Source organism: Microcoleus sp. B13-B6 (assembly GCF_036705405.1).
In the GTDB taxonomy this organism is placed as follows: domain Bacteria; phylum Cyanobacteriota; class Cyanobacteriia; order Cyanobacteriales; family Microcoleaceae; genus Microcoleus.
The window spans coordinates 1-12,462 of sequence record NZ_JAUBUJ010000110.1; the positions used below are offsets into that span (position 1 = coordinate 1).

Annotated in this window: 10 protein-coding genes; 7 read left to right on the forward strand and 3 right to left on the reverse strand. The window is 46.2% G+C overall.

Translation table 11 applies throughout. The features are described from left to right. Positions 1-216: 216 nt before the first annotated feature. Both QUB35_RS32805 and folD read right to left on the reverse strand, forming a co-directional pair. Positions 217-777, reverse strand: a complete 561-nt coding sequence (locus QUB35_RS32805; RefSeq protein ID WP_333146212.1) for an REP-associated tyrosine transposase — start codon at positions 775-777, stop codon at positions 217-219. Positions 778-1,038: 261 nt separating this feature from the next. Beyond that, complete coding sequence (folD, locus tag QUB35_RS32810; RefSeq protein WP_333146214.1) at positions 1,039-1,908, reverse strand: bifunctional methylenetetrahydrofolate dehydrogenase/methenyltetrahydrofolate cyclohydrolase FolD; 870 nt, start codon at positions 1,906-1,908, stop codon at positions 1,039-1,041. A gap of 144 nt (positions 1,909-2,052) precedes the next feature. On the opposite strand from folD, the gene QUB35_RS32815 reads away from it, so the two are divergent. Both QUB35_RS32815 and QUB35_RS32820 read left to right on the forward strand, forming a co-directional pair. Then, positions 2,053-2,484: a DNA-binding protein gene (locus QUB35_RS32815; RefSeq protein ID WP_333146216.1), complete on the forward strand. Its 432-nt coding sequence runs from the start codon at positions 2,053-2,055 to the stop codon at positions 2,482-2,484. Positions 2,485-2,634: 150 nt separating this feature from the next. Continuing rightward, on the forward strand, positions 2,635-3,057 hold the full coding sequence (locus QUB35_RS32820) for an NUDIX hydrolase (protein ID WP_333146218.1): 423 nt from the start codon (positions 2,635-2,637) through the stop codon (positions 3,055-3,057). Between the two features lie 714 nt (positions 3,058-3,771). Here QUB35_RS32820 and QUB35_RS32825 read toward each other — a convergent pair. Next, complete coding sequence (locus QUB35_RS32825; protein ID WP_333146220.1) at positions 3,772-4,320, reverse strand: LeuD/DmdB family oxidoreductase small subunit; 549 nt, start codon at positions 4,318-4,320, stop codon at positions 3,772-3,774. 548 nt (positions 4,321-4,868) lie between these two features. Between QUB35_RS32825 and QUB35_RS32830 the strand changes: the two genes are divergently transcribed. From QUB35_RS32830 to galT, 5 genes are all read left to right on the forward strand, one after another. Continuing rightward, complete coding sequence (locus QUB35_RS32830) at positions 4,869-5,747, forward strand: hypothetical protein (RefSeq protein ID WP_333146222.1); 879 nt, start codon at positions 4,869-4,871, stop codon at positions 5,745-5,747. Between the two features lie 445 nt (positions 5,748-6,192). Further along, positions 6,193-6,387 (forward strand): hypothetical protein, encoded by a 195-nt coding sequence (locus tag QUB35_RS32835; RefSeq protein WP_333146225.1) that lies wholly within the window; start codon positions 6,193-6,195, stop codon positions 6,385-6,387. A gap of 18 nt (positions 6,388-6,405) precedes the next feature. Continuing rightward, positions 6,406-8,631 (forward strand): ATP-binding protein, encoded by a 2,226-nt coding sequence (locus QUB35_RS32840; protein WP_333146226.1) that lies wholly within the window; start codon positions 6,406-6,408, stop codon positions 8,629-8,631. Positions 8,632-9,072: 441 nt separating this feature from the next. Continuing rightward, complete coding sequence (locus QUB35_RS32845) at positions 9,073-10,752, forward strand: AarF/ABC1/UbiB kinase family protein (protein WP_333146228.1); 1,680 nt, start codon at positions 9,073-9,075, stop codon at positions 10,750-10,752. Positions 10,753-11,240: 488 nt separating this feature from the next. Beyond that, positions 11,241-12,329, forward strand: coding sequence for a galactose-1-phosphate uridylyltransferase (gene galT / locus QUB35_RS32850; protein WP_333146230.1), 1,089 nt, complete (start codon positions 11,241-11,243; stop codon positions 12,327-12,329). The last annotated feature ends 133 nt before the right edge of the window (positions 12,330-12,462 follow it).

Sequence of the window (12,462 nt, forward strand, 5' to 3'; positions counted from 1 at the left end):
TTCAAATACGATATAAAATCTCATAGCGACGCACCATACTTCCGGTTTCTGTCAAACTGTAGGGTGCGTCGCGATCGCCAATCTTCAAATACGATATAAAATCTCATAGCGACGCACCATACTTCCGGTTTCTGTCAAACTGTAGGGTGCGTCGCGATCGCCAATCTTCAAATACGATATAAAATCTCATAGCGACGCACCATACTTCGTGACACCCTACAAATATAATTCTCCGCCAATATCTTCAGGAATCAACGGTACTTCATTCGCGCCCCAATCTTCAGGATAAATCCCCTGAGCAACAAATCGATGAAAACTAGAAAATTCCCAATCCTTCGGAGACCGACACAAATTATGTTTAACTGGATTATAATGAATGTAATCGCAATGGTGAGCGTAATCATTTTCATCGCGAATGACGTGTTCCCAATATCGACGCTGCCAAAGGTTACTTTCCTTGCGTTTTTTACGAGACTGACTAATTTCTGCTTCTATTCCCAATTTATGCCCGTAATATCGGGTTACAAAATCTTTAATTAACCCCAAACGAATTGGGTACTTGCTGTCGCCATCCGGCAAAGTAAGAATCATGTGAAGGTGATCCGGCAAAAGCACGATCGCATCAATGGTAAAAGGATAGAGTTTTTGGACTCTCATTATAGATTTTCGTAGCCCTGCGCGACCAATATCGCTGGACAGCCAAGGAATCCTTTTGTATGTATTTAAAACGAAAAAGTAAGTACCTCCCGGTACAAATGCTCTACGATAATTTGACATAATCGTTAGTAGGGTGCATTACCATAGTGTCATTTTATCATTGACATAGAGTGGAGCAAGGTGCGTCGCCATCGACAATATTCAACTACGATATACAATCTCACAGCGACGCACCCTACAGTGGAGTAAGGTGCGTCGCCATCGACAATATTCAACTACGATATACAATCTCACAGCGACGCACCCTACAGTGGAGTAAGGTGCGTCGCCATCGACAATATTCAACTACGATATACAATCTCACAGCGACGCACCCTACTTCTACTTGATGCTGTAACTCGAAACGGTATTTTCCAAAAGCATAGCAACAGTCATCGGCCCGATTCCTCCCGGCACCGGCGTGATAAATTCGGCTACTTTTTTAACAGCATCAAAGTCCACATCTCCGACCAAACGACTCGTACCGTCTGGATTGACGACGCGGTTAATACCGACATCAATTACTACTGATCCGGGTTTGACCATATTAGCTGTAATCATTTCTGTGCGGCCGACTGCGGCTATTAAAATATCGGCTTGATTGGTAATCGATTCTAGGTTTTGCGATCGCGAATGAGCTACAGTAACAGTGCAGTCGGCTTCTAACAGCATCAGTGCCATTGGTTTACCTACCAAAATACTTCTGCCCAAAACAACGGCATTTTTTCCTTTTAAATCAATCTGGTATTCCTGCAATAACCGCATCACTCCGGCGGGAGTACAACTCCGCAAACCTTCTTCCCCGCGCACGAGACGGCCTAAATTTACAGGGTGAAGTCCGTCAGCATCTTTATCGGGAGCAATTTGGTACAGCAGCGAAATTGCATCTAAGTGTTCTGGTAGCGGTAATTGAACTAAAATGCCGTCTACTCGATCGTCCTCGTTGAGTGCACGAATTGCAAGTTCTAGTTCGGCTTGAGTAGCGTTTGCGGGGTAATGCTGGCCGAAGGAAGCTATGCCAACTTTAGCGCAGGCTCGCTCTTTATTGCGAACATAGGCTGCGCTAGCTGGGTTGTCCCCTACCATCAGCACCGCAAGTCCGGGAGGACGCCCCTTTTGGGGTTGTAGGGCGCGGACTCGATCGCTCAGCTCGCTTTGAATCTTTGTCGCTAAAGCTTTGCCATCTAGTATTTGAGCAGTTTTGGCATCCATTGTAGACTCTGGGTTAGGGGCTGACGATTTTAGATTTTAGCTTAATCCCCGTCAAGGACTCCACTAGAGAAATTTCTTACTTGCGATCGATTCTGGGGATTCTGTTAAAGTAAGTCGTATCTCAAATCTCAAATCAGTTGACCAATGACTACTGCAAATAAGCAAGTTTGGGTTCAAAGATTCTGTACCAGCACTTTGTCGCTAATCCTCGCCAGCGGTTTCTTCAGTTGCGGCAATTTACCCATGTCTCAACTCAATCTTGGTTTTAATGTTGCTAGCATTGGCGACGTTCAACAAAAGCGGCAAGTGGATGCTGAAGTTTATCTCCGGGGAAAGGTAGAAAATCGCGCTCCGTTTGTAGGGAATGCGGCTTATCAACTTGACGATGGTACTGGCAGTATGTGGATTTTAACCAAGCAAGAGTTGCCCCAGCTTGGCGATGAAGTGTTGCTGAAGGGAGAAGTCCGCTACAAGAGTATTACTCTGAAGGAATTGGCCGGAAAGGATTTAGGTGAAGTTTATGTTGAGGAAATGGAACAATTAAAGCGGACTCCCAGTTCAGACAAGGGGAAATAGGCATGGGTTATTTGTTATTTGTTATTTGATAATTGCTCTTGGTTCCCTCTTCCTAATTTATTTAATATCTGAGGAATACTCGATAATTAATCCGTGTATTCCTGTTAAATAACTAATGACTAATAACTACTGACTAATGAGTAATGACTAATGACTAAAATTCACGTTGCGATCGCGATTTTATACCAAGACGGCAAGTTTCTCTGTCAGTTGCGAGACGATATTCCTCATATCAGGTATCCCGGACATTGGGCTTTGTTTGGCGGACACTTGGAACCGGGAGAAACTGCCCAAGTGGCTGTATTGCGGGAATTATCAGAGGAAATTGGCTATGCTCCTGCAAGTGTTTCTTTTTTCTGTTGCGATGTCGAACAAGATGTGGTTCGCCACGTTTTTCATTCACAACTTAGTGCGGATGTCAAGGATTTAGTTTTGCTTGAGGGTTGGGATATGAAGTTGTTGACACCGGAGCAGATTCGGGCGGGAAAATGCTTTTCTGAGCAGTCAGGAGATGTGCGACCTTTTGGGATTGCTCACCAGCGTATTTTATTGAATTTTATTGACTCGATTTGAGAAAATTGGCACGCACCCTACATTGCATGGGTTTGAGCAGGGAGCAATTGCTAGGATGATATTTTCCTAGACTTGTAGGTAATACTCATGACAATTGGTGTAGACTGAAGTAGCCTGCATAAAACCATCAGTAATGATGACTTCGACTTTCTCTCACTTCTCTCAAGCTTTCGCTTGAGAGCATCTCTGTAATCCTTGCGGTTCGAGGTTGGTCAAAACCAGTGAAGAATACACCTCCAAAATTTGTGCAAAATTTGTGCAAAATACGGTGAGAGCCATAAAAGTTAGGTGGCTCTAAAATTTTTCAAGGCCCCAACTGTGGTTAGAAAACACCAAGTTTGAGTAGCGCTTTAGGGATTTTCCTTAAAGCTTTGTGGGATACCACCATGCTCTGGGACCTGTCTGATGAGTGTGCTATATTCGGATTCTCTCAGGTTGTGGGAGATTGTCGGGATTAAAAGTATCAGATACTCGTAAGGTGCGATCGGTGGTGCACCCTACATTGCAGGCAGAGCTGTTTCATTCTCTTGTAGGGGCAGCCCCCCGTGGCTGCCCCAATCTCTGAAACACGAGCAAATCGTGGATGGGGAGGGTAGGCACGGGGAGTAGGGGTAGCACTACCCCTACAAAATCATCGTTTTCCGTAGGGGCAATCCGACCCCTACTCCCCGTGGTTGTCCCGAAACAGCCCTGACATTGCAGGGGTTTTAAAAGTTAAGAGCGAGCCGCAATCATTCCCGTTTGGCGCGCGTAGTCAAACAACCCTCCGGCATCAATCACTGGCCCTACTTCTCCTAACGGCTTGAGCGAGAAAGTTCGATCGAGAGTGTGGTTGACAATTACCTCTGCTGTAAAGTCGATCGTCACTTCTTGGCCCGTTACAAACAAGTCGCAGAGCCGCTCAACTGATTCCATCGGGTACAATTCGCCAGTAGCCGAGCAATTGCGAAAGAAAATGCGCGCGTAAGACAAAGCCACCACTGCTGTGACGCCTGCAGCCCCCAGAGCGATCGGAGCGTGCTCCCGCGAAGAACCGCAGCCAAAATTTTCGCCCGCTATGATAATCGGATACCGGGTTTTCTGTTCACCGGATTCGATAAACTTACCGTAGCGATCGGGCAACCCAATCATAGCGTAACTGCCTAGTTTCTCGTACTCGTCCGGCTTCGAGGGAACCAGGGTCAGGTATTCTGCCGGGATAATTTGATCTGTATCGATGTTGTCGTCTACAACAAAAATTTGACCGCTAATTACTTTACCCATAGTTTATTTCCTGTTAGCCTCGTTCGATGCTGTGGTGATAATTTTAAGTGGATCGGTATGCAAGATTTGCATCTGTTCATTTTAACCTGGCAGTGTCAGTGATAACCTGTTTGACATCCACCCCGACCGTCGCGGACGGGGATTCCCAAACCTCACGATTTGAATTTCTGCTTCTTCGCAACTGCCTCCACCCTAAAAGAGATTTGGTCTTATGTTCGCTCCACAGACTAACCCCGCAAGAGAAAGCGGTTTTTACGTGTCGAATACCAAACGGAATTCTTCTTCGTTTTTGATTCTAGGGATGTTTACCATTGCCCTATCCTATGCATCCCGGTCTACCGATTTTGCTTCGCCGCCAGCACCTCGGGCTGAACTTCGCTCGTATAGGCTGTTTGATCCATCGTCTCGGGTGGGTCGTTGACCAATTATATTGTAAGATAAAGCCGTCCTAAAAGGACGAGGTTTCTACCCAATTTTCTGATGAGTAAAAATTAGATCCGAGACTTTGGGTTAACAATTAACAGATTGCTAAGCGTCAAGATAGTTTTATGGCAAATCCAATAGATGACATTGCTCGACAAGCTCGCGAGGGCTCGGTTGCATCGATTATTCAAATCCTTAATGACGAACTGGCACAGGTAGGGGTCAGGGCCAGGGCCGTGTTTGCCGACGGGGTGCTGCAACTGCTGTGCGAAGCTGCAACGCCCCAACTGCTCGAAGAGTCTAGTTTGGTCGATCGAGTCCGAGAAATTTTGGAACGCATTTCGCCCCACAATATTCGCCGAGTCAACATCAACAGCCGGCTTGTCCGAGAACACCAACTGCTGTGGCTAGAAGAAATTAGCCGCGATCCCGAAAATCAACTGTTGTGGTCTCAAGAAATTAAACTCCGAAAGCCGAATTTGTTCAAGCGTTTAGCTCTGAGCAACCATCACGAACGCCAAGCTGTGGCAGGCAAGCGGGCTTTGCCGAGAATGGCTATACCTCGATCGATGCAGCAACCGCGACAATTTCAGCGCGGTATCGTCGGCGGCATCAGCTTGACCGTGCTGTTGCTTGCAGCAGCGGCCGCCATCTACAAAGGACTTAATTCCCAAGTGCCAAACAGCACCCAAGCCAGCACCCAAGCAGTTGCCAGTGCCCCTCCCTCGGAGGCAAAACCTGCTTTGAAAATTTCTAAGGAGACTGTTAATTCTGCTGTTGACTCTTTTGCCCAAGCAGTGCGAGTAGCCGAACAAGCAGCCACCGAGGGCAAAACCGCTCAATCTCGCCAGGATTGGTTAGTCGTAGCTGCTAAGTGGCAGCAAGCTTCCGATTTGATGGCCGCAGTGCCTTCCAAGCATCCCCGCTACACAACGGCTCAGAACCGGACAGCACTTTACCGCCAAAATAGCGATAAAGCCCAACAGGAAGCACAAAATAAGTAAGCAGATAAATTTAACAAGAGAGTTCGCCGCGCTGCTCTAGGTGTTGTGAAAAATGAGTTGTTGAGTAAAAACTCGGAAACTCTCAGCCGGCGTTATGAGTCATAATTTGGGGATTTTGAATTTTTGCGATCGGCGTTACTCGATCGGCCGATTTGTATCAAAATAAAAATTTGTTAAGATCACAAACTTAAATAGGAAACATCACAGGGTGAGGAGATGGGTGTCACTAAGCGGTCTCTAGAAAAACTTCATACTACTAATAACCGTCAATCGATTTTAGATTTTAGATTTTAGATTTTAGAGGCGACCCCACGGATAAATACGTTCGGCAAGTTTCATCGGATACAGGTTTTTTATTTTTGGACGGATGAATCCAGGGGCTTGTATCCTAGATGCGAGGGGGTCAAAATTAGCGGGAATGGGATTGATAATCATCCGGTAAAGGATGGTAAAGTTCATCCCGTACAGATCGAAGGGTAGAAAACAGGAAAATAGAACTCAGTCAGCTCTGGGTATATTTTCACATATCGATCGACCCGCCGATCGGCTGCACAAACACAGAAAGCAGCCTCATAACCGTCAAGCCGACAGTTATGGAGAGGTTCTAGATTGGCAGCGGGAGCCGGCTCAAACATCTTAGAATAAAGGCTTGGTTGCCATGATCGATCGCCAGGGAAATCAAGACTTTACTTCGATCGACAGATCGCCGTCAGAGTCTTGCACTTTGCATTTACCGCAAATCCAAGAACCAGTATCAGTCCAAAAATTTCTGGATCGTCTTATGCAGTTCCAGGTCGATCCTGCCCTTATCGGGCGACAAATTTGCCAACTTCTCGCCACCAGCTTCGATCGAGAACTCCTGCTGCTGCAAATAGCCAATACTTTGGGGGTTGCATGGGGGGCAGATTTCTGTGTGGTTACTGCTGTGGTTGGCCAGAAAGTAGTAAATCCGAATGCTTACTGGCAAAATAGCAGCGATTTTCCCTATGTGGCTGGTGTTGCGGATTCCACGGAAACACCGGAACACCCCCAAACCACAAGATTAAAACCGCCTAGCATATCACTCCAACACCCCGCTTGGGCAAACGTCCTAGCAGACGGCGAGATAGTGGCGATATCCGACTATCTTGATATTCCGCCAACTTCATCGCCCAATTCCCCTGTGACTCCGCTGCCTTTTCGGGCAATTTTGGCAGGGCCTGCGCGATTTGGAGGGGCTGTAAATGGCATGATGATTGTTGGTAAGTCGCAACCTCACGAGTGGTCGGTAGCCGATCTGCAGCGCCTTGAATCCGCATCAGACGCGATCGGCAGCGCGATTTCTCACCTTCAAAAAACTCAAGAAATTGCCAGCTTAAACGAACAGTTACAGCGACAAGCTAAATACAAAAATCTACTCAGGTCAGTTGCTGCATCGATCGACACCAATTCAGAAGTCGATCGAATATTGCAGCAAGTTATTGAAAATACCGTCGATACCCTGGAAGTAGATAGAGGTCAAATCCTCCTATTGAAATATACAGATCCTCTATTTACAACTTGCTCCCCCAATCAAACTCCCAAAGCGAAAGTCGAATTAGTTGGCGAATATGTTGTAAAAAAATATCCAAACAAACAGGCAATATCACAAAGCGCGATCGGCAAAAAAAGCTCAACACCCAAAACAAAAAACAAGGATAAAACTGCTAATTCCCAATCCAGAATCCCCAACTCAAAACCCAATAACTCTCCCGCTTTTTGGCTGTCAGAATCTAATTTGTGCCACCAAGCATTCCACAGCGCACCCAAACCCCTCGCCCTCGTTGACACAGGCGAATTAATCGGCAAAGAACAAGAGGCAGCCACAGCAATTTTGAAACTCCAAGGCATTCGCGGCTTGCTGCTGGTTCCCCTCACGGGCGGTAGCTGCCACGAAACAGTTTTAGGTTTCTTGGTTTTGCAGCACTCCGAGCCGCGCACTTGGAGCCCGGAAGAATTAGAAGTTCTCGAATCAGTCAGCGCTCAAGCGAGCAAGATGATTATCCAAACTCAAACGCTTAAGGAATTGCAAACCGTAGTCTTCGACAGAACCGCTCAGTTGCAGCAAAGCCTCGACGTGCAGGGGAAGCTGTACGAACAATCTGCCAATCAGCTAGAGCAAATGCGGAAATTGAAGCTGATTAAAGACGAGTTTCTCAGCACTCTGAGTCACGAGTTGCGTACCCCTTTAACAATCATGAAGCTGGCGATTCTGATGCTCAAACAAGCTGAACAGCCGTCAGCGAATCGAACTAAGTATCTCGACATTCTAGAACAGCAGTGTTCTAAGGAAACTGCTCTGGTTAACGATTTGCTGGCCCTCAAGCAGTTTGAGCCTCAGCAATTCCCGATTTCTCTAATCAAAATCGATCTCAACCGTTTATTTCAAGATTTAGTTAGGGATTTTGAAAAACAGTGGGCGGATAAGCAATTGACTCTTAAGGTGGATTTGCCCAAGTTGACCCCTTGCTGGGAAACTGACCCGGACATTCTCAATCGGGTACTACTGGAACTACTGACGAATGCTGGAAAATACTCTGCTTCTGGAACGGCGGTAGTTTTGGAGGCGTCTGAGGCAGCCGGCTATATTGTCCTGAGCATTTCTAATTTCGGGCGCGGCATTTCTGCGGCTGATTTGCCCCACATCTTTGACAAGTTCCGCCGTGGCACTGGCATTACTGACCAAGCTATCGCCGGTACGGGTTTGGGTCTGGCGCTGGTAAAGTCTTTAGTGCAGCACTTGAATGGTACTATTGATGTATCTAGCTGTCCTGCCGAAAGTTCAGAAGCTGACAATTTGTGGCGCACATCTTTTACTCTGACTCTGCCGCAATTAGCAGCGGAACTCTGTAATGTAGAAGAATAGTTCGGTTGAGAAGCTGCTGGGAATTGGCAGCGAACAGGCGAAACTAGAAGACTTGCCCGAAGAGGGAGATTTGGAAATGTCGTAAACGCTACCAAGTCCTCTGTTTTGAATTGTTGGTCTGGTTGCCGTCTAAATTGCCGGTTCTCGATTGCTGATTTTCCCCAGGACTTATATTATGCCAGGTTATTAGCCTGTAATTAGCGCGTGTTTGTAGTGAGTACGACTGTCCTCTATTTATTAATTAATCAGGACTTGCATTACTTACTAGGAACTTAATTATAATTGTATAGCCGGAGATGATATTAGGCAGTATAGACCAAAGAAACTGAGTTTTGTAACTGTTTCAAAGGTCTGCAACCCGTCTTTTCGTACAAGCCGGTTTCTGCGTCCTGGATAGTCCCTAAAAATTGTCACGGTGCATGGAATTTGATCGCCAATATTATGCTCACAAAAGCTGCACCTAAAACCCTGCGTTGGCAACGTTCTAAATATTCGCCACTGGCACGGCAAATAGACATTTTTGCAGCGGCGGGAAAGTTTATGTTTTTTTTGTGGTGGGACGCACTGCTGCAAAATAATTCGCCTCAAACTAGGAGAATTCGCGCTCATTGGTTGGTCAATACTTTGCTGAATTTAGGCCCGACTTTTATTAAAATCGGGCAGTCTCTCTCGACTCGGGCGGATTTGCTGCCGCTTGAGTATGTGAAGGAACTCGAACAGTTGCAAGATCGGGTTCCTCAGTTTAGTTCCGAAGAGGCGATCGCTCTTGTAGAATCAGAGTTAGGCAAGGATATTTATGCTTTGTACCGCGATTTTGACCCGTCGCCTCTGGCGGCTGCGAGTCTGGGACAGGTGCACAAAGCAAGGCTGCACACCGGGGAAGATGTGATTGTAAAGGTGCAGCGTCCGGGTTTGGAAAGTTTATTTGATTTGGATGTGAAGGCGGTGCGCCAAGTGATGCGTTTTTGCGATCGCTATTTGCCTGGGACGCGCAAGTATGACCTGGAATCTATTTATCACGAGTTTTTTAAGATTTTATATCAAGAAATTGACTACCTGCAAGAAGGTAAAAATTCCGATCGCTTTAGCCATAATTTTCGAGAATATCCTCAGATTATTGTCCCGAAAGTCTACTGGCAATACACTACTAAAAAAGTGCTAACTCTAGAATACGCACCCGGTATTAAAGTAGACGACCGCATTAGTTTAGAGGCGATTGGAGTCGATATTGTGAAACTCAATCAACTCGGAATTTGCTGTTATTTGAAACAGTTGTTAATTGACGGTTTTTTTCAAGCTGACCCGCATCCGGGAAATTTGGCGGTGACAGAAGATGGTAGCTTAATTTTTTACGATTTTGGGATGATGGCTGAGGTGAAGTCTCTGGCTAAAGACCAAATGGTCAAGACTTTTTTTGCTGTGATGAGAAAGGATACTGACGAGGTACTCAATACTTTAATTACGATCGGCTTAGTTGAGCGGATGCCGGATATGATGCCGGTACGCAGGCTGATTGCTTTTCTGTTGGATAAGTTTATTGATAAGCCGATCGACTTTCAAGCTTTTAATGAAATTAAGAACGAACTTTACATCATGTTCGAGCAGCAACCGTTTCGCTTGCCTGCAGAAATGATGTTTATTGTCAAGTCGGTAACGACTCTCGACGGCATTGCTAGAACTCTCGACCCTGAGTACAATTTCATAGCATCCGCTCAGCCTTTTGTCAAGAGTATTGCGGTGAGCAAGGGGCGGGGAAATGCGATCGGAGAATTGGCAAGGCAAGCGCGAAGTTTTATTACATATAAGTTACGGCAGCCGAGTAAATCGCAAGTTTTTCTCAAGCGTTTGGAGCAGCGAATTGAAGAGGGCGAACTGCAAATTAGAGTGCGAAATCTAGAGAGCGAAAGAGCCTTGAAACGCATTAATTTAGCCCTGAAAACTCTAATTTTCGCTTGTTTGACTGGTTTTGTGTTTTTGTCGGGTGCAGTGCTGCTAGTGGGCGGATATCAAACGGGGGCGATCGCAGCTTTTGCGGTTTCGGGATTCGGTGGCTTGTTTCTGTTGCGATCGTTGTTAGATTTGTTGGTTAAGGAAAAGCTCGATCGAATGGTCGATCGATAAATATAGTGGGTAATTGGGAATTGCGATCGTAGTCAGGACTTTAGCCCTCATTAAAAAAACTAATGCTGACTCATCTCTCCTGCAATAGTTAGTCTGACGAGTATCCTTTCCTACTGCTATATCTTGTTAAACAGGAGAATTGGTGATTTTTTGAGCCATCAAGTTTTTAATCTCGTGAGGCTCACTCTTGATGAGAGAAAAAGGAGATCCCTTATTTTGCACCCTATATATAGGGGGCCTGCGTAAGTCCTGTCAAAGCTAAAGTCCTCTTAGATACGAATCAAGAACTCATTAGTCCTCATAGCGAGCACCTTAGCTAAAAACCCCGTGGGTTTCAACCCCTGGCGGACTTGCGGACGATCGGCTGACGTTGGTACTGCAAACTAAACTTGTTAAAATAATTTGCGACTTTAGGTAGGGGCGGATGCTCAAAGCACGAAGTTATACTCCTAACATATATTAAACGCGATCGCCCGCCCCTACAAAAAATGTACGCCCAAACATTGCTAAAACCAGACGGCCGCCCACTCACACTGTACAGTCGCTACCCAATCCCAGAAGGTATCGCGGCCGTAAGTCCCAGCAATGAACCCGTAGAGGCAAACCCGCACTTTCGGTGGCATCCTTTGCGGGGGGAATGGGTAGCATACGCCAGCCACCGTCAGGGAAGAACTTTCATGCCGCCGCCGGAATACAACCCGCTGGCAGCTACAATTAACGCTAAGTTTCCGACAGAATTGCCGCCGGGAGATTACGATGTAGCAGTGTTTGACAACCGCTTTCCCTCGCTGACTTTGCAAGCAAAAAACGCACCTGCAAATATTGTCGAAACTTTGCCCGCCAAGGGCATTTGCGAAGTCGTTGTTTTTACTCAAGATCCGCAGGCTTCCTTGGCTTCTTTGGAGTTATCTCACTTGGAATTATTGTTAGAAGTATGGGCCGATCGCACTTCAGTTATTGGCCGCAATTCCGAAATTCAATACGTCTTGCCCTTTGAAAATCGCGGCGTCGAAGTCGGAGTAACTTTGCACCATCCCCACGGTCAAATTTACGCTTATCCGTTCGTGCCACCGGTGCCGGCACGGATGTTAGAATGTCAATCGGTTTACTATCAAAAAAATAGTACCGGTTTGCTGCAAGATTTGATTCAAAAAGAGATTTCCGACAAACAGCGAATTATTTATTTAGACTCCGAGGCGATCGCCTTTGTCCCCGCTTGTGCCCGCTACCCTTACGAAGTGTGGATAGCCCCGATCGCCCCCGCTGCTACATTTGTCGATTTGACGGAAAAACAGCGCCAATCACTCGCTAAGGCCTTAAAAACAGTCACCCTCAAATACGACGGTTTGTGGCATCGCCCGTTCCCTTATTTGATGGCTTGGTTTCAAGGGCCCACAGACGGGAAACCCCATCCAGAAGCGCATTTGCACGCCCAATTTTATCCGCCCTATCGATCGAGCGAGCGATTAAAATACCTAGCAGGAACCGAACTCGCCGCCGGAATGTTTGCCAACGACGCTTTACCCGAAGAAAAAGCTAAAGAATTGCAAGCAGTATCTATCGATTTTGGATTTTAGATTTTAGATTTTAGATTTTAGAGATTGTAGATTTTAGATTTAGCCAATGTTAACTAAAATCAGTGATTTTCTTCCTTCTTCCTTCTTCCTTCCCCCCTTCTGGGGGAGCGGGGAGTTGACTTCTTCGTTCTTC

Coding starts and splice junctions, on each gene's coding strand:
- QUB35_RS32805 (WP_333146212.1), bottom strand. CDS start 777: ATGTCAAATTATCGTAGAGCATTTGTACCGGGAGGTACTTACTTTTTC.
- folD (WP_333146214.1), bottom strand. CDS start 1,908: ATGGATGCCAAAACTGCTCAAATACTAGATGGCAAAGCTTTAGCGACA.
- QUB35_RS32815 (WP_333146216.1), top strand. CDS start 2,053: ATGACTACTGCAAATAAGCAAGTTTGGGTTCAAAGATTCTGTACCAGC.
- QUB35_RS32820 (WP_333146218.1), top strand. CDS start 2,635: ATGACTAAAATTCACGTTGCGATCGCGATTTTATACCAAGACGGCAAG.
- QUB35_RS32825 (WP_333146220.1), bottom strand. CDS start 4,320: ATGGGTAAAGTAATTAGCGGTCAAATTTTTGTTGTAGACGACAACATC.
- QUB35_RS32830 (WP_333146222.1), top strand. CDS start 4,869: ATGGCAAATCCAATAGATGACATTGCTCGACAAGCTCGCGAGGGCTCG.
- QUB35_RS32835 (WP_333146225.1), top strand. CDS start 6,193: ATGGTAAAGTTCATCCCGTACAGATCGAAGGGTAGAAAACAGGAAAAT.
- QUB35_RS32840 (WP_333146226.1), top strand. CDS start 6,406: ATGATCGATCGCCAGGGAAATCAAGACTTTACTTCGATCGACAGATCG.
- QUB35_RS32845 (WP_333146228.1), top strand. CDS start 9,073: ATGCTCACAAAAGCTGCACCTAAAACCCTGCGTTGGCAACGTTCTAAA.
- galT (WP_333146230.1), top strand. CDS start 11,241: ATGTACGCCCAAACATTGCTAAAACCAGACGGCCGCCCACTCACACTG.